Annotated in this window: 27 protein-coding genes; 10 read left to right on the plus strand and 17 right to left on the minus strand. The window is 40.4% G+C overall.

Going from position 1 to position 21,602, the window contains the following annotated elements; translation table 11 throughout:
• Window positions 1–53: 53 nt before the first annotated feature.
• Window positions 54–881: a dihydropteroate synthase gene (gene folP / locus AAFN64_RS04105; RefSeq protein ID WP_347759371.1), complete on the plus strand. Its 828-nt coding sequence runs from the start codon at window positions 54–56 to the stop codon at window positions 879–881.
• Window positions 878–1,519: a hypothetical protein gene (locus AAFN64_RS04110; protein ID WP_300487259.1), complete on the plus strand. Its 642-nt coding sequence runs from the start codon at window positions 878–880 to the stop codon at window positions 1,517–1,519. The genes folP and AAFN64_RS04110 overlap by 4 nt, the downstream gene beginning before the upstream one ends.
• Here the strand turns inward: AAFN64_RS04110 and rlmH are convergent.
• The 9 genes from rlmH to AAFN64_RS04155 form a co-directional block, all read right to left on the minus strand.
• Window positions 1,513–1,986, minus strand: coding sequence for a 23S rRNA (pseudouridine(1915)-N(3))-methyltransferase RlmH (gene rlmH / locus AAFN64_RS04115; protein ID WP_300487261.1), 474 nt, complete (start codon window positions 1,984–1,986; stop codon window positions 1,513–1,515). The genes AAFN64_RS04110 and rlmH overlap by 7 nt on opposite strands.
• Window positions 1,987–2,031: 45 nt before the next feature.
• Complete coding sequence (locus AAFN64_RS04120) at window positions 2,032–2,403, minus strand: response regulator (protein ID WP_347759372.1); 372 nt, start codon at window positions 2,401–2,403, stop codon at window positions 2,032–2,034.
• 101 nt (window positions 2,404–2,504) lie between these two features.
• Window positions 2,505–3,767 (minus strand): YaiO family outer membrane beta-barrel protein, encoded by a 1,263-nt coding sequence (locus AAFN64_RS04125; RefSeq protein WP_347759373.1) that lies wholly within the window; start codon window positions 3,765–3,767, stop codon window positions 2,505–2,507.
• A complete protein-coding gene (locus AAFN64_RS04130) occupies window positions 3,754–5,208 on the minus strand; it encodes a glycosyltransferase (RefSeq protein ID WP_300487271.1) in 1,455 nt (484 codons plus the stop codon). Before AAFN64_RS04130 ends, AAFN64_RS04125 begins: the two co-directional genes overlap by 14 nt.
• A complete protein-coding gene (locus AAFN64_RS04135; RefSeq protein ID WP_347759374.1) occupies window positions 5,205–6,260 on the minus strand; it encodes a HEAT repeat domain-containing protein in 1,056 nt (351 codons plus the stop codon). Before AAFN64_RS04135 ends, AAFN64_RS04130 begins: the two co-directional genes overlap by 4 nt.
• Before the next feature lie 215 nt (window positions 6,261–6,475).
• Window positions 6,476–6,973 (minus strand): helix-turn-helix transcriptional regulator, encoded by a 498-nt coding sequence (locus tag AAFN64_RS04140; protein WP_347759375.1) that lies wholly within the window; start codon window positions 6,971–6,973, stop codon window positions 6,476–6,478.
• Between the two features lie 156 nt (window positions 6,974–7,129).
• Complete coding sequence (locus AAFN64_RS04145; RefSeq protein ID WP_347759376.1) at window positions 7,130–7,717, minus strand: hypothetical protein; 588 nt, start codon at window positions 7,715–7,717, stop codon at window positions 7,130–7,132.
• A gap of 154 nt (window positions 7,718–7,871) precedes the next feature.
• Window positions 7,872–8,639 (minus strand): TIGR02757 family protein, encoded by a 768-nt coding sequence (locus tag AAFN64_RS04150; protein WP_347759896.1) that lies wholly within the window; start codon window positions 8,637–8,639, stop codon window positions 7,872–7,874.
• Between the two features lie 20 nt (window positions 8,640–8,659).
• Window positions 8,660–9,331 carry an ABC transporter ATP-binding protein gene (locus AAFN64_RS04155; protein WP_347759377.1) on the minus strand — a complete coding sequence of 224 codons (672 nt, stop codon included), beginning with the start codon at window positions 9,329–9,331 and terminating at the stop codon, window positions 8,660–8,662.
• Window positions 9,332–9,471: 140 nt separating this feature from the next.
• Here AAFN64_RS04155 and msrA point away from each other — a divergent pair, with 140 nt between their 5' ends.
• Together msrA and AAFN64_RS04165 are read left to right on the plus strand one after the other, a co-directional pair.
• Window positions 9,472–10,116 (plus strand): peptide-methionine (S)-S-oxide reductase MsrA, encoded by a 645-nt coding sequence (msrA, locus tag AAFN64_RS04160; protein ID WP_300487286.1) that lies wholly within the window; start codon window positions 9,472–9,474, stop codon window positions 10,114–10,116.
• Window positions 10,117–10,161: 45 nt separating this feature from the next.
• A complete protein-coding gene (locus AAFN64_RS04165; RefSeq protein ID WP_300487289.1) occupies window positions 10,162–10,455 on the plus strand; it encodes a hypothetical protein in 294 nt (97 codons plus the stop codon).
• A gap of 114 nt (window positions 10,456–10,569) precedes the next feature.
• On the opposite strand, the gene AAFN64_RS04170 is transcribed toward AAFN64_RS04165, so the two are convergent.
• The 7 genes from AAFN64_RS04170 to AAFN64_RS04200 form a co-directional block, all read right to left on the minus strand.
• Window positions 10,570–10,881 carry a DUF6787 family protein gene (locus tag AAFN64_RS04170; RefSeq protein ID WP_136402476.1) on the minus strand — a complete coding sequence of 104 codons (312 nt, stop codon included), beginning with the start codon at window positions 10,879–10,881 and terminating at the stop codon, window positions 10,570–10,572.
• Window positions 10,882–10,912: 31 nt separating this feature from the next.
• A complete protein-coding gene (locus tag AAFN64_RS04175; protein ID WP_347759378.1) occupies window positions 10,913–11,359 on the minus strand; it encodes a DUF6146 family protein in 447 nt (148 codons plus the stop codon).
• 104 nt (window positions 11,360–11,463) lie between these two features.
• Entirely contained in the window at window positions 11,464–12,021 is a 558-nt protein-coding gene (locus AAFN64_RS04180) for a DUF937 domain-containing protein (protein WP_347759379.1), read from the minus strand.
• A gap of 54 nt (window positions 12,022–12,075) precedes the next feature.
• Entirely contained in the window at window positions 12,076–13,035 is a 960-nt protein-coding gene (locus tag AAFN64_RS04185) for a D-2-hydroxyacid dehydrogenase (protein WP_300487302.1), read from the minus strand.
• A gap of 22 nt (window positions 13,036–13,057) precedes the next feature.
• The gene (gene serC, locus AAFN64_RS04190) at window positions 13,058–14,128 is read right to left on the minus strand and encodes a 3-phosphoserine/phosphohydroxythreonine transaminase (RefSeq protein ID WP_347759380.1); all 1,071 of its coding nucleotides are present in this window, start codon (window positions 14,126–14,128) and stop codon (window positions 13,058–13,060) included.
• A gap of 8 nt (window positions 14,129–14,136) precedes the next feature.
• Window positions 14,137–14,538 (minus strand): phosphoheptose isomerase, encoded by a 402-nt coding sequence (locus AAFN64_RS04195; RefSeq protein ID WP_347759381.1) that lies wholly within the window; start codon window positions 14,536–14,538, stop codon window positions 14,137–14,139.
• Between the two features lie 67 nt (window positions 14,539–14,605).
• Window positions 14,606–15,664, minus strand: coding sequence for an acyl-CoA reductase (locus AAFN64_RS04200; protein WP_347759382.1), 1,059 nt, complete (start codon window positions 15,662–15,664; stop codon window positions 14,606–14,608).
• 60 nt (window positions 15,665–15,724) lie between these two features.
• Here AAFN64_RS04200 and AAFN64_RS04205 point away from each other — a divergent pair, with 60 nt between their 5' ends.
• Window positions 15,725–16,075 carry a 4Fe-4S dicluster domain-containing protein gene (locus AAFN64_RS04205; protein WP_300487314.1) on the plus strand — a complete coding sequence of 117 codons (351 nt, stop codon included), beginning with the start codon at window positions 15,725–15,727 and terminating at the stop codon, window positions 16,073–16,075.
• A gap of 50 nt (window positions 16,076–16,125) precedes the next feature.
• Here the strand turns inward: AAFN64_RS04205 and AAFN64_RS04210 are convergent, their stop codons facing one another.
• The gene (locus tag AAFN64_RS04210) at window positions 16,126–16,668 is read right to left on the minus strand and encodes a hypothetical protein (RefSeq protein WP_300487317.1); all 543 of its coding nucleotides are present in this window, start codon (window positions 16,666–16,668) and stop codon (window positions 16,126–16,128) included.
• 180 nt (window positions 16,669–16,848) lie between these two features.
• Between AAFN64_RS04210 and ychF the strand changes: the two genes are divergently transcribed.
• The 5 genes from ychF (at window position 16,849) to AAFN64_RS04235 (ending at window position 21,592) form a co-directional block, all read left to right on the plus strand.
• A complete protein-coding gene (gene ychF / locus AAFN64_RS04215; RefSeq protein ID WP_347759383.1) occupies window positions 16,849–17,943 on the plus strand; it encodes a redox-regulated ATPase YchF in 1,095 nt (364 codons plus the stop codon).
• A 108-nt stretch (window positions 17,944–18,051) separates the two neighbouring features.
• Window positions 18,052–18,579 (plus strand): NAD(P)H-dependent oxidoreductase, encoded by a 528-nt coding sequence (locus AAFN64_RS04220; protein WP_300487321.1) that lies wholly within the window; start codon window positions 18,052–18,054, stop codon window positions 18,577–18,579.
• A 51-nt stretch (window positions 18,580–18,630) separates the two neighbouring features.
• On the plus strand, window positions 18,631–19,323 hold the full coding sequence (locus AAFN64_RS04225; protein ID WP_347759384.1) for a TIGR02117 family protein: 693 nt from the start codon (window positions 18,631–18,633) through the stop codon (window positions 19,321–19,323).
• Window positions 19,323–19,628, plus strand: a complete 306-nt coding sequence (locus AAFN64_RS04230; RefSeq protein ID WP_347759385.1) for a hypothetical protein — start codon at window positions 19,323–19,325, stop codon at window positions 19,626–19,628. Before AAFN64_RS04225 ends, AAFN64_RS04230 begins: the two co-directional genes overlap by 1 nt.
• A gap of 107 nt (window positions 19,629–19,735) precedes the next feature.
• On the plus strand, window positions 19,736–21,592 hold the full coding sequence (locus AAFN64_RS04235; RefSeq protein ID WP_300487329.1) for a DNA topoisomerase IV subunit B: 1,857 nt from the start codon (window positions 19,736–19,738) through the stop codon (window positions 21,590–21,592).
• Window positions 21,593–21,602: the final 10 nt, after the last annotated feature.

The raw sequence follows: 21,602 nt of genomic DNA on the forward strand, positions 1-21,602 counted from the left end.
AGAGAAAGACCAGTCTACCCCGGGATTTCTTCCGGATTTCAAAAGTGAATCAGATGACAATCAATTGCAAAGGCCAACTGGTTAGTTTGGATACGCCACAATGTATGGGGATTTTAAATGTAACCCCGGATTCGTTTTACGATGGCGGAAAATATAAAAGCGACACGGCTTTTCTACAGCAAACCGAAAAAATGCTGACCGAAGGCGCAACTTTTATCGACATCGGAGCCTATTCGTCCCGACCGAATGCGGCATTTGTCACGGAAGAAGAGGAAGTAAGTCGTATTGTTCCGGTGATTCGTCTTATCGCCGATCGGTTTCCCGAAGCGCTTTTGTCGGTGGATACCTTTCGTGCAAAAGTAGCGGCCGAAGCGATAGGCGCCGGAGCAGCACTGATTAACGATATCGCTGCCGGATTACTCGACCCGGAAATGCTTCCCACAGTTGGCGCCTTGCGAGTACCTTATATTATGATGCACATGCGGGGCACGCCGCAAACCATGAATACGCTTACCGATTATACAGATATTGTAAAAGAAATGCTTTTTTATTTTTCGGAGCGTATCCGGGAAGCACGACGTTATGGAATTCATGATATTATAGTCGATCCGGGCTTTGGTTTTGCGAAAACTACAGCACAAAACTACGAAGTGTTGCAAAAACTGGAATTATTCCAAAATTTAGAAGTACCTTTATTATCGGCTGTTTCCCGGAAATCGATGATTTATAAAGTATTGGAAAACACCGCCGGTGAAGCCTTAAACGGAACAACCGTATTGAATACGATTTCGTTGTTAAAAGGCGCCCGATTGCTTCGGGTACACGACGTAAAGGAAGCGATGGAATGCATTCGTCTCGTACAAAAAACACAAGGATTATGATCAGATACAGTATTATTTTAGCAGCTTTTTTGCTGTTCGGTTGTGGAAAAGACAAGCAGATTTTATTGCCGAAATCGGGTAGGACCATTGTAAAAGAGGTAGCCGATATTTCGCCGATTTATATGTTGTTTCAGGTTAACGGAAACGATACGCTGCTTGAAGTGGATAAGCAAACGATTATTTCTACGACCAATTGGGTTTTTAATATCGACAAACGATTTCCGTTAAAAAAGATTATGCCTGAAGTGATCAAACTTCAAAACCGCAAGGGAAGTCATAAAGGGGAAGCGCAGGTTGAGAATTATTATTCCTATGCGGATAGTATCGGTAAAAACATGGCTTTTATTCCGTTTACGGATGTGGTATATACGTTAGGAACGCAAAAAGATTTTGCCGAGGACGGAAAAGCATCGTTGGTTTTAAAGTTTGATAAGCAGAACCAACTTACGGTTAACGGTATTGCTGTAAAACCGGAAGAATTTCATCGTACCGTAGAAAAAATGTATACCAAACCAACCGTTTTATTTCTACACTTCGACAAAGAGCTGTCGTATGATAATTATATTGCGGATAAGATATTGTTGTCGTGGTGGAAACAACCCAATGTAACCATTTCGAACAAGGAATATATTTATTGATGGTGATACGGTTCGTTTCTCAGAATCGTAAAACCGCGGTATAGCTGCTCAATAAAAAACAAACGCACCATTTGATGGGAAAAGGTCATCAGGGATAACGAAATTTTTCCCTGTGCTTTTTTGTATACGGCTTCCGAAAAACCATAGGGTCCGCCAATAACAAATACCAGCGTTTTAACACCGGAATTCATCTTTTTCTGTAATTCTTCTGAAAAACCAACACTGGAAAAGGATTTTCCGTTTTCGTCCAATAAAATCAATTGGTCGGTTGCTGATAATTTGGACAGGATTAATTCGCCTTCTTTTTCTTTCTGCTGACTTTCGGACAGGTTTTTGACGTTTTTGATGTCCGGAATGATTTCCAGATCAAATTTGATATAAAACGACAAACGTTTGGTATAATCGTCGATTAAAGTCTGCAAAGCCTTGTTGTCGGTTTTACCGATGGCCAGAAGTTTGATATTCATGGAAGGGGAATTTGCTGCAAAAATAAGCCGTAAACCTGAAAAAGGCTATTTTTCGATCAATCTTTTCACGCGTAAGATCAGTTCTTTCGGATTAAAAGGCTTGGCAATAAAGTCATCGGCTCCCAATTTAAAACCATTGGTCACCGTATTTTCTTCTTCACCCAAAGCCGAAAGAATAATCACCGGTGTATTTTTATAGTTTTCTTTTACGAAATTGGTGATCTCCAAACCGGATTTAAAAGGCAGCATGACATCCGTAATAACCAAATCCGGATTCACTTCCGGAATTTTTTCAATGGCTTCGGAACCATCTCTGGCGATCGTTAACACATATCCTTCTTTTTTTAAAATAAATTCAAGAATGTTCATGGTAAGGTTATCGTCTTCAACAATAAGAATTTTCTTTCCGTCGCTCATGGTAATCGGTTAAAAATAATTTTTTGTTTACTTTTTACAAAAATAAGGTTAATTCGTGTGAATACTGTATTACTGGTGTTAATTAACATAGTAAAACAGGGCTAAAATCGATAATGTAAGCTAAAGTTAAGTTCGGTTTCGTTCTGTTTTAAACCCGGTAGGTATTCCTGATTGTTATAATTAACCTGAATACCGGCCAGATAATTTTTCCACAATACGCGGTAGTAACCGGCACCAATACGGTAGGAATTCATCGCGATTCGCTGTTCCAACTGACCTAATACCGATCGTTCGTCCGGTGAAGTTCCATAACCCATTATCACAGTTGCATAATCAAAACGGGAATCGAAATAATAACGGGATGTTAGTGTAAAAGCAGGATATACCTTACTATTCTGATTTTGCAGGAACGTACGAAGGTTAAGCCAGTAGGAACCAATATACTTTCCGACACCAGCCACAACAGCGGTAAGGTTTTCGTCTACGGTTTTGGTATAACGCCCACCTAAATCAGCTTCCCAACCGTCGTTAAAATTGTAATAAAAGGAATAACCCACACGCCATTTCGGGAAAACCAAGTCGTCGCTATAAGCCGCTCCGACATACGAATAGGCTTTTTTCCCGGTAAAGAAATAGGATTCGGCTTCATACTGAAGTCCGCTGGCAATCGATGTTTTAAAAGACAAACGGTTGGCATAATTCACACGTGCGATCAATGAACCCCATTTGCGTTCGCGAATATATTGTGCGCTTCCCAGATTCCACGGGCCTACGCCATTCCTGTCGAAAAACGTAATACTGTAGTTGAGACCCACACGGTCGTTGTTGTTCTTTTTGTCCAACAGGAACAAACGCTGTTTGATATCCGTATCATTCGGGAACTGTTTGTCCATTGTTTTTAGATAATCGTAGGCTTTATCGTCTTCCTTTTGCAATTCGTAAATCGCAAGTTTTCTAAAATGAAAAGCCTTGTTTTCCGGATACAAAGCAAGCGCCTGATCGGTTACATTGGTCGCTTCCGGATAATTTTTAGCATTAACTTCCAATTGCGACCAATAGATATAGGCATCCTCATATTTCGGATTCTTTTCAACCACTCTTTTATAATAATAGCGCGCACTGTCGATACTTTCCGAAAGCTGGTAAGCGCGACCTAAAAACAATTGAAAATCGAGATAATCCGGAGCGGCTTTTATTCCGACATGTGCTTTTTTGATCGCTTCCGGATAGTTTTTTCGAATATTAATGTCTTTGATCACCTCGGTTAGAAGACTGTCGGTATTGATTTTTTGACCTAGCATACTGTTTGAGGCCAATACTACTATAGCAAAAAGGAATATTTTGGTATAATTATGCTGTTTCATTTTCTTTTTTATTTTGGCTGTTAAAACCCAATCGGGGCATGTCTCCCCATTTTTGTTCTTTCTGTCTGAAAAATTGCCAGTATCCTTTTAGAGAGGCATATATATTTACCGGATGATACGCAAATGGCTCAATAAACGCCATTCCGGTCAGGATCAGTATTTCTTTCAGATTGGCATAATTGCGATATAAAATCTCGTCCAGAAATATCGAAACCAACGTTAAGATCAGGTAGAATAAATATACGAATAAAGAAACGTAAAATAGAAAAACATAATCAATATCCAGTATATAAAAACCGATCAGTAATGAGAAAACACCTAGTAATTCGAGAATCGGAACCATAAATTCGAACGAAAAGAAATAGGGTAGGATTAAAAAGGCAGTCTTACCGTATTTCGGATTAAAAAACATCGTTCGGTGGATATATAAGGTCTGTACGAGTCCTCTTGCCCAACGGCTTCGTTGTCGGATTAAAACCTGTGCATTGGCCGGAACTTCGGTCCAGCATAGCGATTCCGGAATATATTTGATCAAAAATTTCTGCTTGGTATCGTACATATGCTTCCGCATCCGGGTAATCAGCTCCATGTCTTCGCCTAGCGATTTGTGCCAGTAACCGCCGGCTGCAATGGCGACTTCCTTATCGAACATTCCCAATCCGCCGGAAACCAGTAACAGTCCGTTAATCTGACTCCAGGCCATTCGTCCGAAAAGAAACGCCCGTACATATTCCAGTTCCTGAAAACGCGCATACCAATTGGTTGGAAAGTGGACTTTTACGAGAAAACCATCCTTTACCTCACAGGAATTGGATATCCGGATTCCGGCTCCGGTGGCAATTACCTTCCGCTTGCTTTCCATAAACGGTTTGGCCAGCTTGATAATCGTATCTTTTTTTAAAATGCAATCCACATCCGTACAAAGGAACAGCGGATGCTTGGCAGAATTGATTCCGGCATTGGAAGCATCGGCCTTACTTTTTCCATTTTCTTTATCAACCACCAATAATTTGGCATAAATAGGGTTGGTTGATTTATAATGTCCGCGTACTTTCCGCGTTTTGATCTTTTCTTTGTAATAGAAATCCACCTGAACCAGCTGAAATTCCCGGATTAGTTTTTCGAGCGTATCGTCCACACTACCGTCATTTACGATGATCACTTCAAAATTCGGATACGTAAGTGAAAGCAGGGATTTTACGTTGGAAACAATAGTCGCCCCCTCGTTATAAGCCGGAGCGATTACCGAAACCCCGATCATATTATTGGACTTTACCAATAAATCATCATGGATAAAATACTTGGCATTCAGGTGTTTTTTGATCGCCAGATACGAAAGCACGGCGAGAAACAGATAGAATAAAATATAACTGGAAGAGAAAATCGCTACAAATGTCTCGTAGAACCTTTCGAAAGCCTCCAAATAGTATCTCGAAATCATAAGTAAGGATTTTTAACGTGTTTTTTAATTTTAATAATTTCGAAATCTTCTTTGAAATTGGATTTCAGATAGGAAGAATCGAGGGTGTCGAGCGTTCGTACCGCTTCGAGTTTGGTCGCCGGATTAACGGATCGGTGTAAATAATCATCGATAAAGGCAATAGATTGTTGATTTCCGATAACGGCCAGTGTTTGCAAAATAGCGATTTTATTTTCAATTTCCTCAGACGCGAACATATCGATTAACAACGGTTCGGCTTCAAAAAGAAAGAGATCCTGTAAGGCAATGATCACCTCTTTTCGAATCATTTTATTATCCGATTGTAACAGCGATAATAAAGTGTCTTTTTCGACTGTATAATTGTAATACACCATAAAACGAATGCCAAGTTTTACGATCGACGGGTTTTGCGCGGTGATCCAATCTTTGATGTTTTTTGGAATCGGAAATTTTTTATGGTGCAGTAAGTCCATTACTTTTAATTCGTCGATAAGTGAAATCTCATACGGATAATCACTTAAAAAATCCAGTTTTTTCGAGGTTAACGATATAAACGCGATAAAAGCATTCGAACGCAGAATCCTGTTTTTATGATTCATGTATTTTTTGACCAGACTTTCACCTTCTTCGTATTCGAGTACCTGGAAATGGTAAATCCCTTTGCATTTAATATACCAACGACGACTGTTGATCAACTTTTCACTAAAATTAGGTAGTCCGAAACTCTTGTAGATATCCAGGATAGGCGCAGTAACTTCTCCTTTAATGTTTTGTTTGAGTTCGATAATACAGCTGGTAACCATACTCTTACACCACATACTGCCATACGGAATCTGTTTTTTAAAATCACGGATACGATTTTGGTAATCTTCGGCATCGGTAAAAAGCAATTCGGTAAGGAAAGCGGTAATTTTCTGGCGTACCGTCAAACGGTATTGTTTGCTGTATTCATACACGATACGATCGCTTATTGTGACAAGAATGACCACGATAAGGAAAATAACCAAAAAAGGTACGATAAAGTTAATTAAATAGTACTTAAATACTTCCAAACGAATGATTTAGGATGAGCGGCAAAGGTAGTAAATTTTACGAGGTCTTGACGTTAAATTTTTCTAAAACCAAGGCGAAATGTGATTTAAGTTGTTGATTTTTAGTAGTGTTATGGCTTTTTTTGTCTGGTCAGAAATTTCTGAAAATGATATAATAAGTTTCGTTTTTTAGCTAAAGCTGCTTTAAACGCCATCTTTCTACACCTGACAGGTTTTTAAAACCCGTCAGGTATGTAGTTCTCCAAACTATTTAATTTATCAAGTAGCTTTTCGAGTAAAGCCACTTTTTCTTTTTCGGACACGACCAATTGCTTTTCAGTTTCCAATAAACGTTCATAAAGCTTTTTGTTTTCATCGAGCGCTTCCAGCCATTTTTCAACAGGATTGATATTAAACGTTGGATAATTATTGTACAGTGAATTACCAGTAGCTGTATCACTATTGTTTACGGTATTGGAAATAATAGTGATTGCCGATTCTTCGTCAAAACTTTCGATAGCGTTAATCGGAATCTTTAAAATTTCGGAAAGCCTTTGTAGTATTTCTTTCTCTATGGTTTCTTTTTGTTCCAAAAGTGATATTTTTTGCTGATTCCAATCCTCGCCCATTTCAAATGCCAAGACTTCTTGCTTTATTTCAAGCATTTCACGAAAGCGTTTGAGATTACGTCCCTGATGAATTTTATTCTCTTTGTCTTTTGTCGTAGTAGTCATAGCATATAAGTTTAGAGTTTAGAGCGTGAATTAAAGATACACCCAAATAATGACGTATTAGAATTATCGGAGCGAATGGCCTAGAGATGGGGTTTGTTGTCTTGCTACTTGCTACACCTGACAGGTTTTGAAAACCTGTCAGGTGTAATAACTGTTTTATTTTTCCGGAACCAAAGGTTCTGCATTTTGATAATATTCAAAACCATTCCAGGTAAAATCGGTAGCATCGGTTCCGATATCCCAGGCAAAAATATCTTCCTGATAGGTTTGCACGCTTGTGATCATAAAACAACTACTATCGGGATAATACTCAAAATCATAAATATTGACGTTGTCTTTGTAGTAACTTTTATCGGTAAGGACACAGGTTAACACGCCCTCTTTCGGTTCGTATTTTTTATAACAAATGATATTGGCATTCGCATCTGTAACCGTAATCCTTTTGTCGGTTAGGATATGGTCGGTATATGTTAAATCTTCAGTGACCTGATAGGCGTTTTGTGTATAAATAAAAGTAATGGATGCCGTTCCGTTTTGTTCGTTTACAAGACGATCGATGTCCGCTTCTGAATAGGCATAAAAGGCAATATTTGACAATTCGCCATTGATATAGTTTTTTTTGTGGATAATGGTGTCATTTTCGGAATAGGTTTCAAAAAGATAGTCCGGAAGGTAATCGGATTTCGTTTTCTCGATCGTTATTTTGGTTCCGTTTGCGTTGGTATAGTGGTGAATGTCTTCCATAATTGCGATTTGGATTATGCTTTGAATAGCTTTTTCGATTCAAAAACTATTCCGGAATTTCTAAAAATACGGATTTAAAAAACGTACTTAAAAATTTGAATCTGCTACACCTGACAGGTTTTTAAAACGGAGGTATGAAGAGGTATTTAAAATCCTACTTAAACCCTTCAAAAACACCCAGTCCAAACAGTGCAAAGTCGTATTTTACAGGATCATTCGGATCCATAAGGCGTAGCTTTTTATCTAATTCGGCCAATGCTTTACCGTCGTTTTGTTTACGGGTTAAAAGTCCGAGTTTGCGGGCGACATTCCCGGAATGTACATCCAGCGGACAGGATAAGGTGGCTGGTGAAATCGATTTCCAGATTCCCAAATCCACACCTTTGTTATCTTTTCGGGCCATCCAACGCAGAAACATATTGATCCGCTTGGCAGCCGAACCATTTGCCGGATCGGAAACATGTTTTTGCGTTCGATTTTGGTGTTCAATTTCAAAAAAGACACGTTTAAATTCCGAAATTCCGGATTGCATGGAATCCGGTTGCTGATGTTGTGCGAACACCGCTTCGAGTCCGTTATGATTGTGGTAGATGTTTTGCAGGCTTTTGATAAAAAATACCATATCGGTACCATTAAACGTCCGGTGTACAAAACTTTCCATCCGTTCCAACTGATCGTCGGTATGCGACATTACAAAATCGTAAGGCGAATTGCCCATAAGCTCCATCATCCGCTGTGCGTTTTTGATAATCATCTTACGGTTTCCCCATGCAATCGTCGCACTTAGAAAACCTGCAATTTCAATATCTTCTTTTTGCGAATACAAATGCGGAATTTGTATCGGATCGGATTCGATAAAATCGGGATGGTTGTATAATTCAACCTTTTCGTTTAAAAACGATTGCAATTCGTCGAGTGCCAGTTCCGGATGTGTGGTTTTCATTATAGTGGTTGTCTACTAATTTGTCCGTCGACCATAACCAACTTACGATCGGCCATATTGGCCAATTCTTCGTTATGGGTTACGATGACAAATGTTTGTCCGAATTCGTCCCGTAATTTAAAAAACAACTGGTGCAGGTTTTCAGCCGAATGCGTATCCAGATTCCCGGACGGTTCATCGGCAAAAATCACAGCAGGTTTGTTGATCAGTGAACGGGCTACGGCTACACGTTGTTGTTCACCGCCAGAAAGTTCACCCGGTTTGTGATGCATACGATGGTATAAACCCAGATAATTCAATAATTTGATGGCTTCGTCTTCGACTTCCTTTTTCTCCTTACCGGCGATAAAAGCGGGAATACAAACATTTTCAAGTGCCGTAAACTCCGGTAAAAGCTGGTGGAACTGAAAAATAAAACCCAGTTGCTGGTTTCGGAATTTGGACAACGCTTTATCATTCATTTTCAGAATATCATCATTGTTGATGAGCAACGAAGTGCCGTTTTCCACTGTCGGTTTGTCCAGCGTACCCAGAATTTGCAATAGCGTCGTTTTTCCGGCTCCGGAGGCACCCACAATCGAAACGATTTCGCCCTTTTGGATATGCAGATCAACTCCTTTCAACACATGAAGTTTGTCGTAATATTTATGAATATTCTTAGCCTGTATCATTTTAGTGAATTTCTACAAAGAAACGAAGATTTTGAGTAAAATGAAATCCGTAGCCGATATAATTCCGTATAGATATAAAGTTTCGTTAACAACAAAATATCTCCTTTCGGATTTGATTAATTTTGATAAAAACTAAAGCTATGAAAAGTATTTTTGTATTACTCATTTCACTTGGCGCGTTGTCGTGCCAGTCCAGTGATAAAAAAATAAGTGCCGAAAAAAACAAAGCGATAAATACAATGAACGAACAAAAAGGATTGCAAGTGGCCACTGTGGCCGGAGGTTGCTTTTGGTGTACGGAAGCCCTGTTTTTGGAATTAAAAGGTGTTAAAAAAGTAGTATCCGGTTATACGGGCGGAACGGTTAAAAATCCAACGTATAAAGAGGTGTGTACCGGAACGACCGGTCATGCGGAAGCAATTGAGATCACGTTTGATCCGGGGCAGATTTCCTATGAGGATATTTTAGAAGTCTTTTTTGCGACACACGACCCGACGACTTTAAACCGTCAGGGTGCCGATGTGGGAACACAATATCGCAGCGAAATCTTTTATCATGATGAAGCGCAGAAAAAAGCAGCTGAAAATTTTATCAAGCTTCTAAATGATCAAAATATTTACGGTAAAAATGTGGTGACAAAAGTAAGTCAGGCGGTAACTTTTTATCCGGCCGAAGATTACCATCAGGATTATTACAATCAGAATAAATCACAACCGTATTGTATGGCGGTGATCAATCCAAAACTAGACAAGCTGCGTAAAAACTATAAATCCATGCTCAAATAATTTTGGCACTGATTTTGCGTTATATAGTCTTAAAAAAGTAGTAAAATGACTGAAATTCAGGTAAAAGCAGCCGCGGCAGACAAACAGCGGAAATTGATGTTGAGCATACTCTTCGACCTGATCGGGTGTATGACCTACCTGCTTCCGTTTTTAGGGGAGTTTCTGGACATTGCCTGGGCTCCGATAGCCGGTTTTATTCTGGCGCGGATGTATAAAGGGACGATCGGTACGGTAGGTGGTATTTTTGCCTTTGTGGAAGAGTTAATGCCGGGACTGGATTTTATTCCAACGTTTACCCTGACTTGGATTTATACGTATGTGATCCGAAAACAGGAATAGCGAAAAGAACATAGAATATAAAAAAAAGAGAGAAGAGGCTTATCAGAGCCTCTTTTTTATATATATACCTGACAGATTTTTAAACCTGTCAGGTGTTATTATTTGCTGTTATAATTACTCTTTCTTTTTAAAAAGGAATCCCAATCCCATATGACGAAGCATTTTTTTTACGAAATTCCAGAAAAAGGTAAATTGTCCGAAAATGGTTCCGATAATCACCAAAAGTACTTTATACACCGGAAGGATGATCACAATTCGCAAGGGCCAATAGAGCCACGGCGTAAGGTTGTCTTTGGTGATGCCAAGCCATTCCACTAGCGGTTTCGACAGGTAAGAAGCTGTTGATCCGGTTATGGCAAATACGGTAAAAATGATGACTAACTGGAAGTTGGAAGAAACGCCCCAACGTCGTTTTAATTTTTCCATTGCTTTTGAAATAGGCTCAAAAATACAATTTTTATGGTCGCGGCGCAAAGCCTCCGAGGCGAATATTGTTTTTTAATTGGAAATAGACTAAATAATTATAGAGTAAATAGTTCACTTCATAACCATAATCGGTGCCACTGTTATAATCGATGGTCATGGTAAATAAATTTTCCTGTCCCGGCTTTAAACCAGTAACGTGGGTATTCCATCCGGTTACCCACTGAATATTCCGGCTTTCGAGATAATTCTGATCGTAAAAACCTCTTGGTTTGGCTCTGGCGATTAACCAGGAATTGAAACCGGGATCGATAATGATAATCTCGTATTGTAGTTCGTCATTAGCGATACGAATGGTGTCATTTGTTGTAGCTGTCGGATCAATTTCGGCACGATCAGCCGCGGTAACGGGTCTGGGGCTATTACAGCTCCAAAGAACAATCAGGAAAAACAAAATTCCGGGGTAAAGTAGCTTTTTCATAGGATTGTTTTCCTATAAAAATACTAAAAATGCGTAGGATAACCATTGTTTTTAACAAAAAAAAGCCGGGCGATTCCCCGGCTTTCTATAAAATGATATGGTTTTTATCTTCCGAAAAGTTTTCCAAAAATCCCGCCAATTCCGCCTTTTTTAGTTACGGCTGCCATGGCATCACTCATGTCTACTTTTCCGTCGTTGTTCTGATCCAGGCCAAATTGACCGCCATATTTGGAAATGGCATCCATAAGTCCGGAGCTACCGTTTCCACCGGAAATAGCACTTACAATGTCGGAAATATCAAAGCCTTTTTGGTTCGGGTCTTTTGCTTTATTGATCAACGATCCTAATACATTTGGAATCAAACTGCCGGCCACACCCGATGCGGTTTCCGTGCTTAATCCGAATTTTTGTCCCAGATCACCGGTAAGTTGCTCGGATAATTGTTGTACGACCGGATTGGAACCCGATACGGCATTATTACCCTGAAACAGCCCGGCTAATTGCTCCATATTTCCTTCGGAAGCTATTTTCTGAAGCCCGGTAAAGATGGAACTTCCGGCTTGTTGCATAACGTCCTGGTTTAATTCGTTCGGGATGGCCTCGTTTTTAACAATGGCATCACCGCTGTATTGCTGCACTAATTGCGTTAATTGTTCGAGCATAGCGTTTGATTTAGAGTTGCTTATCAAATGTACGCAAAAAAACAATTGTTCGTATTAAGCATCATTTTTTAATAAACTGATAATCTGTTCGGCCAGTTCGATTCCGATGCGCTCCTGTGCTTCCAGTGTGGCTGCTCCAATATGCGGCGTTAGTGAAATCTTCGGATTCATCAATACCTGAATAGCCGGTGTGGGTTCTTCTTCAAAAACATCAAGCCCCGCAAAGAGTACTTTTTCATCTTCCAAAGCATCAATCAGTGCCACTTCGTCGATCACACCGCCACGGGCGCAATTGATAATGCCGACATCCTGTTTCATCAGATCAAATTCGGCTTTCCCGATAATGTAACCGTCCTGAGCCGGAACGTGTAGACTGATAAAATCCGAATGACGTAAAACATCTTCCATCGGTTCCGTTTCGATATCGACATTGATAAACTGACCATTGTAGAAATCGACTTTAATGGTCGCTTCTTCCACATAGGTATCGGTTGCGATTACTTTCATTCCCAATCCCAAGGCCATTCGGGCCACTTCACGTCCAATACGTCCGAAACCGATAATTCCGATCGTTTTGCCGCGTAATTCGATTCCGTTGGCATAGGCTTTTTTCAGGCTGTTAAACTGCGTATCGCCATCCAAAGGCATATTCCGATTGGCATCGTGCAAAAAGCGCGCTCCGGAAAACAGATGGGCAAAAACAAGTTCGGCCACCGATTCGGAAGAGGCGGCTGGTGTATTGATCACATGTAATCCTTTTTCACGGGCATAGGCCACGTCGATATTGTCCATTCCAACACCGCCACGACCAATCACTTTTAAGGTCGGACAACTGTCGATGATATCTTTTCGTATTTTAGTGGCACTGCGCACTAATACTACGTCGATTTGATGTTTGTTGATATAATTGGCAACCTGTTCCTGGGCTACTTTGGTAGTGATTACTTCAAAACCGCCTGCTTCCAAAGCCTTGATACCGCTTTGAGACAGACCGTCGTTCGCTAATACTTTCATATGTTGGGTGTCATTAAATTCGTTAGGCAATTCGTTCTAATTCTTTCATGGCGTCGACTAAAACCTGTACGCTTTCCAATGGTAAAGCATTGTACATCGATGCGCGGTAACCACCCACAGAACGGTGCCCGTTGAGTCCGGATACGCGGGCATTTTTCCATAAATTGTCGAAAAGGGCTGTATGGGCTTCGTTTTCGAGTAAAAAAGTCGCATTCATTTTCGAACGATCCTCTGTCGCAGCCGTTCCTTTAAACAACGGATTACGGTCGATTTCGTTATATAACAATGCGGCTTTGGCTTCGTTTACTTTTTCGATAGCCGGAATTCCGCCCAGATTTTGCAACCATTTTAGCGTTAGCAAAGAGGTGTAAACCGCAAAAACAGGCGGTGTGTTGTACATACTCTCTTTGTCGATATGTTGCTGGTAGTTTAGGATATTGGGAATGGTTCGCCCGGTTTTATTTAGCAAACCTTCTTTGATCACGACTAAGGTTGTTCCGGCAGGCCCCATGTTTTTTTGCGCTCCGGCATAAATCAGATCAAATTTTGAAAAATCCAGCGTACGGGAAAAGATATCGGAACTCATATCGCAAACCAGTGGGACATTCGTTTCCGGAAACTGACTCATTTGCGTACCGTATATCGTATTGTTGCTCGTACAGTGAAAATAATCGGCATCGGCCGGAATTTCGAATGTTTTCGGGATGTGATTATAATTTTCCGGTTTGGAGGAAGCGACTACCAGCGTATCACCAAAAGCTTTGGCTTCTTTAATCGCACCGCTCGCCCAGGTTCCGGTGTCGAGATAGGCCGCTTTGCCGTTTACGGTCATCAGATTATACGGAACGCGTAGGAATTCCATACTGGCGCCACCTTGTAAAAATACGGCGTGATAGCCTTTTCCGCTAAGTCCTAAAAGATCGAGTGCCAACGCACGGGCTTCTTCCATTACGGCGACAAATTCTTTGCTGCGATGTGAAATTTCTAATATGGATAAACCGGTACCGTTAAAATCTAAAACGGCTTCGGAGGCTTTTTGAAATACTTCTTGTGGTAAAATGCAGGGACCTGCACTGAAATTGTGTTTTTTCATTTGTAGTATTAATCTTTGAAAACCTGAATTACAACCTCTTTATCCACAAGATCGGTGAACTTACCGTTGTAGCGGGTTGCTTTAACTAAATGATTGTCGATCCAGTGGTAGTTGCCGCCACGCGGTTTACCCATCAGGATACTGTGATACCGGAAGCCGTGTTGCTGGAGCCATTGTTCGGTAACCTCACGGTGTGCTTCGGTTCGCGAGGTAAAAAAGCAAATTATATGACCTTCGTCATACCATTTGTTGATGGTTTCCAGCGCATCGGGAAAAGGAAGGCAAGTGGCCATTCGTTCCGGTTCCTCGTTTGGAATATCGTCGGTTATCGTACCATCGATATCAATGAGGTAGTTTTTAATCCCGTCTTTTAAAACAGGACTAACATTGTCTTTGTGTTCTAGTTGCATTGAAGTGTGTTTAGGAGCGTAAATTTCCTAAAAAAAATGCTCTTAATCACAAAAACATTGCTAAAAGTTAGATCTTTATCAGGAAATCGATAGTGTCTACGTTATCGGCATAGTCCCAAAGCTTTGGTTTCTGGGTCTGACCGAAAGAAATACTGTCGGAAATGATACCGTTTGAAACGATACATTGCAACTGGTCTTTGTCAGCTTCCAGTCGGGATTTCAGGTTTTCGGCCGAATTGTAATATTCATAAAAAACAGACGAAATAGGCGAGGCATAGCTGCTATCTTCCTTCAGTGTCAGAAACTCGTTGTCGAGCAGTTCAAACCGACTCATCAGGAATACCGCTTTGTTATAATCGTAGTTATTGGCGTATTTTTCGTAGTGGATGATGTCGCCGTATTCGAACATGGCTTCAAAAAACAATTTAAAATCATATCCTTTTGGCAGAAATAGTTTTGAGACGTTACGACATCCCAAACCAAAATAACGGAAAATATCCTCACCAAGATTGATCAGGTCTTCTTTGGTTTCGTTTCCGTTTAGTACGGCTACGGAATTTCTGTTTTTACGGATGATATTCGGTTTGTCTTTAAAATAATATTCGAAATAGCGTGCGGTATTATTGCTTCCGGTAGCGATTACAGCGTCGAAATGCTCCAGTTTGCCTTCGGTAAAGGTGATATAGGCTTCCAGTTCCGGATTAACGGCAATCAGGTATTGCGCCAGAAACGGTAATAATTTCTGATCGTTGGATGACGTCTTTACCAGTACTTTATGACCGGAAATCAGTACAGATAAAAAATCGTGAAATCCAACCAACGGGATATTTCCGGCCAGAATTAATCCTACGGTTTTGGGTTGGTTATCTGGAAAATCATAGCGGGACAACCACTGATCCATATTGGTTTTGGTTAGTGCTTCGGCCCAGGATTGTACCGCAAAATAAACCTGTTCAGGTGTAAACCATCCGTTATGGGATTGCGACAGATTGATCAAGTCGATAAAAGCGTCATAAAAACGATCGTTGTGTTTTACCGCCGGGTTGGGCGTGTTGCCGTTTGCGGTGAATTGGCTTAAAAAGGTGCCTAATTCAATAAAACTTGCTTTTTTATCGCTTTGTGTCATGTCTGATTTGTTTATGAATGGTTTTGATTGTAATTTTGTGCAAAAATAATAAAATTAGCTATGGCAATCATTATAACAGACGAATGTATCAATTGCGGGGCTTGCGAACCGGAATGCCCCAATACTGCAATCTATGAAGGAGCCGACGATTGGCGCTATAAAGACGGTACAAAACTAACCGGAAAAATTGTACTTCCGGACGGAACGGAAATGGATGCGGAAGCAGCTCAGACACCGATTTCAGATGATATTTATTATATCGTTCCCGGGAAATGTACCGAATGTAAAGGGTTTCACGAAGAACCACAATGTGCGGCCGTTTGTCCGGTTGACTGTTGTGTTCCGGACGATAATCATGTGGAAAGCGAAGAGTTGCTTTTACAGCGACAGTCGTTTTTACATAACGAATAAAAATACAAAACCCTCTGAATGTTCAGAGGGTTTTGCTTTTTTTGAGAGTATTAATTCCGAATGATTTCGGCTTTTTCAATAATCATAGTGTCTGTTTTCGGATCGTAGGTTTCCATGATCAGGTTTCCGTTCCCATCAAAATATCCGGATGAAATTTTATTTTTAGCTTTCATGATATAGTGGTTGGTCAGGGATGTTTCACGTAAAATACCCAATTGTTTTTTAGTATCGGGATTCATGATAACATAGCCTACTTTATCCAGCATAACCTGATAACGTTGACCGTTATAGTTATAATATGCTGAACGGTCTACATCTACATAACGGGTTACCCCGTCTACAGTAACCTGAACTTTAGACATCACCTGAGTTGGTCCCAGTTTCATTTCTTTGTTTAACGATTTGGAATTGGCATCTTTTAATTCAACGTCCTGAACTTTATCCAGCTCTTCCGTTTTTACAATTTTGCGCTCTCCGTCGGAATCTTTAACAGTACGAACCGTTGTTTTTACTTCCGATTGTACATTGGTATTCTGAGCGTATAGGCACGCAGAGAATGCTAGTAATATCAAACTTAAAATCGATTTTTTCATATTATTTTTTATTTTAAGGTTACTATTTAACAAATATAAGCTATTGCGACATAAAAATTAAACAAATTGTATTAAAATTTTTATAAAAATCTAAAAATTAGATGATCAAATGTTCAAAAGGAAATAGGTTGACTTTTAGGTAATAATCAATATATTTGCAGACTTTTTAAAACGCACATTATGAAAGCCGGAATTGTAGGATTACCAAATGTAGGAAAATCAACCTTGTTCAATTGTTTGTCAAATGCCAAAGCGCAAAGTGCTAACTTTCCGTTTTGTACAATCGAACCTAATATCGGAGTGGTAAACGTACCGGATCCGCGATTGGAAAAACTGGAAGAACTGGTACAACCGGAGCGCGTACAGCCGGCTACTGTAGATATCGTAGACATCGCTGGTCTGGTAAAAGGAGCGAGTAAAGGAGAAGGATTGGGGAACCAGTTCTTAGGAAATATCCGCGAGTGTAATGCGATTATTCACGTATTGCGTTGTTTTGATAATGATAACATTGTTCACGTAGACGGAAGTGTAAACCCGATCCGCGATAAAGAGACGATTGATATCGAATTACAGTTAAAAGATCTTGATACCGTTGAAAAAAGACTTGAAAAAGTAAAAAAAGCGGCTAAAACAGGAAATAAAGAAGCACAGGTGGAAGAAGGATTGCTAAACCGCATCCGCGAAGCCTTATTGGCAGCGAAATCAGCGCGTACCGTTGTACCGCAAACAAACGACGAAGAGGTTTTGATGGAAGGTTTTCAATTGATCACGGCCAAACCGGTATTGTATGTTTGTAATGTTGACGAAGGTGCTGCAGCAACCGGAAATGCCTATGTGGATCAGGTTCGCGAATTGGTAAAAGACGAAAACGCTGAGGTAATCGTTTTGGCGGTTGGAACCGAAGCCGATATTACCGAGTTGGAGACGTATGAAGAGCGTAAAATGTTTTTGGAAGATTTAGGATTAAAAGAACCGGGATCGTCTGTACTAATCCGTGCGGCTTATAAATTATTAAATCAACAGACGTATTTTACGGCGGGTGTAAAAGAAGTACGTGCGTGGACGATCAATATCGGAGATACGGCGCCAAAAGCAGCAGGTGTGATCCATACGGATTTCGAAAAAGGATTTATCCGTGCCGAAGTAATCGCGTATGACGATTATGTAAATTTTGGATCGGAAGCCAAAGTAAAAGAAGCGGGTAAATTACGCGTTGAAGGAAAAGAATATATTGTAAAAGACGGTGATGTAATGCACTTCCGTTTTAACGTATAAGTTTTTATTCCGATATAATATATAAGGTGCTGTTTTTATAGCACCTTTTTTTGTGGACTTCTGGCATTATTGTTACTTTTAACTTCTATATCAAAAAAACGACAACCTATGAAAATAATTGCTTTCGGCGGGAGTAACAGCCATAGCTCCATCAATAAGAAATTAGCAACCTATGTCGCGCATTTATTCGAAAACGCCGATATCGAGGTTCTGGATTTAAACGATTATGCTTTACCGGTTTTCAGTGTCGACCTGGAAAAGGAAATCGGACATCCGAAGCAGGCTGTCGATTTTTTGGAAAAAATAGGAAGTGCTCAGATTCTGGTCGTTTCGTTGGCCGAAAACAACGGGAATTATTCGGTTGCGTTTAAAAATATTTTCGACTGGTGTTCACGCAAACACAAAGATGTTTTTCAGGATAAACCATTATTATTGATGGCGACATCGCCCGGCGGACGAGGTGGTGCCAGTGTTTTGGAAATTGCAAAAAACAACCTGCCGCGATACGGTGCCAACATCATAGCAACTTTTTCATTACCGAGTTTTTATGAGAATTTTGATGTAGATAAAGATCAGATATCCAATCCGTTATATGACAATCAGGTAAAAGATGTTGTAAAGGAATTCGCATTCTGATAAAAGCGGCCTGTAATTTGAAGTGGTTTTTAAAACGTAATAGCGAACCGTATGAAAATCGTTCAAAAAAGCCTTCGAATTGTATTCCGATTCCTGCTTGGAATCCTCGCTTTTGTAATCGTGTATGTTGTGGCGGTACTGCTGTTATCAAGTATTTCCGTTAATTCGGATAGAGCGCATGATCAAGCCGAAATTCCCGTTTATATTATGACGAATGGCGTCCATACGGATATCGTTGTTCCGGTTAAAAACGCTATCGTCGACTGGACGCGGGAGATTCATTTCGAACATACCCGATCGCAAGACAGTATTGTGAATTATATCGCTTTTGGATGGGGGGATAAAGGGTTTTATCTCGATACGCCCGAATGGTCGGATTTAAAAGCAAGCACGGCTTTTAAGGCTGTTTCCGGACTCGGATCGTCGGCGATGCACACCACTTTTTACAGAAAAGTCAAGGAAGGAAACGACTGTCGGAAACTGCTGCTTTCGAAAGCGGAATACCAACAGTTAACCGCCTATATAGTTGGAAGTTTTAAGCGAAATTCCGACGGGAAATTACAATGGATAACGGGACATAGTTACGGTAAAAACGATGCTTTTTATGAAGCAAAAGGGGCTTATAATCTGTTTTATACCTGTAATACCTGGGCGAATAACGCCTTAAAAGCCGGACAGCAAAAAGCCTGTTTATGGACGGTTTACGACAAAGGAATTTTTTACCATTACGAAAAAGAAAAATAATGAAACTAAAGAAAAATACACTCTACCTGCTTTTGCTCTTTTTTGCCAGCTTTCTGGCCTATTTTGTCGGAAAGGACTTCCAGTTCGATTCGGAGTTAAAAGTGATTTATACCGTGATGAAATACCTGGCGGCGGCCTTGTTGTTTGTGTCGGTTTTTGCCTCGGTGTCAACGACGCGGGAAATGATTTCGACAACAGAATTAAAACCAAAAGCATTATGGATTATTCTGGCATTACTACCGATTTTATTTTGTATCGCCATTTTTATATTGTCGCTAACGGTATATAAACTTCAGCTATTTTGATGATCAGATAATCAAAAAGTTACCGAAATCGTTTGATAACTTTATCCGGGCGTACTTTCATTTTTTCGGTAGAAATGTTATATTAGCAGAAAATCCGAAATTTCTTTATGCTAGAGCAAAATCAGTACACCGAAGACAACATACGTTCACTCGATTGGAAAGAACATATCCGTATGCGTCCCGGAATGTATATCGGGAAACTTGGAGACGGATCTTCGCCGGACGACGGTATTTATATCCTTCTGAAAGAAGTCCTGGATAACTGTATCGACGAGTTTGTAATGGGCGCCGGAAAAACCATTGAAGTCACGGTAAAAGACAAAATGGTGACCGTTCGCGATTACGGACGTGGAATCCCGTTGGGAAAAGTGATCGATGTGGTTTCCAAAATGAACACAGGAGGGAAGTACGACTCCAAAGCATTTAAAAAATCGGTCGGATTAAACGGGGTGGGAACCAAGGCGGTTAATGCCTTGTCGACCTATTTTCGTGTGGAATCCGTTCGGGACAACCAACAAAAAGCCGCCGAATTTTCCGGTGGTAATCTGACCTTGGAAGAAGATGTTGTAGAAACAACAAAACGCAAAGGAACCAAGGTTAGCTTTGTAGCCGACGAAACCATTTTTAAGCATTACAAATACCGTAACGAGTATATCGTAAAAATGCTTAAAAACTATTGCTATCTGAATACCGGACTTACGATCGTATACAATGGCGAAAAGTTTTATTCCGATAATGGATTAAAAGATTTGTTGGAGGAAAATATTTCCGAAGAAGACATGATCTATCCAATTATCCACCTGAAAGGAGAGGATATCGAAGTTGCCATAACCCATAGCAAAACACAATATTCCGAAGAATACTATTCGTTTGTCAACGGACAAAATACCACGCAGGGAGGAACCCATTTAGGGGCTTTCCGGGAAGCAATTGTCCGCACGATAAAGGAATTTTACAATAAAAACTTTGAAGCATCCGATGTTCGGAAATCCATTGTTTCGGCCATTTCCGTAAAAGTAGAGGAGCCGGTTTTCGAATCGCAGACCAAAACCAAACTGGGATCAACCGATATGGGACCGGATATGCCAACCGTTCGAACTTATGTAAACGATTTTGTAAAAAACAAACTCGATAATTTCCTACATAAAAACCCGGAAATTGCCGATGCGTTACTGCGCAAAATTTTACAGGCCGAACGCGAGCGGAAAGAACTGTCCGGTATCCGAAAACTGGCCAAAGAAAGAGCTAAAAAAGCCAGTTTGCACAACCGTAAACTACGCGATTGCCGGGTGCATTTAACCGATATCAAAAACGCGCGCTACCTCGAAAGTACGCTGTTTATTACCGAGGGAGACTCGGCTTCCGGATCGATTACCAAATCCAGGGATGTCAACACGCAGGCCGTATTCAGTTTACGAGGGAAACCGTTAAATTCCTACGGGATGACGAAAAAGATCGTATACGAAAACGAAGAGTTTAACCTGTTGCAGGCTGCTTTAAACATTGAAGAAGATATGGGCGATTTGCGTTACAACAACATTGTAATCGCAACCGATGCCGATGTCGACGGAATGCACATCCGCCTGTTATTGATCACATTCTTTTTACAATTTTTCCCCGAACTGATCAAAGAAGGGCATTTATACATACTGCAAACACCATTATTCCGGGTGCGAAACAAAAAAGAGACGATCTATTGTTATAGCGAGGAGGAGCGGGTAGCAGCCATAGAAAAACTAAAACCAAAACCCGAAATAACCCGATTCAAAGGATTAGGGGAGATTTCGCCGGACGAGTTTAAATATTTTATCGGAGAAGATATCCGTTTGGATCCGGTAATGTTAGACAAAGCAACCTCGATCGAGCGTTTACTCGAATTCTATATGGGAAAAAACACACCCGACCGTCAGGAGTTTATCATCAAAAACCTGAAAGTGGAATTGGATGTGGTAGCAGATAAATAAAGTGAATTTC

Source organism: Flavobacterium sp. CAU 1735, assembly GCF_039888695.1.
Lineage (GTDB): Bacteria > Bacteroidota > Bacteroidia > Flavobacteriales > Flavobacteriaceae > Flavobacterium.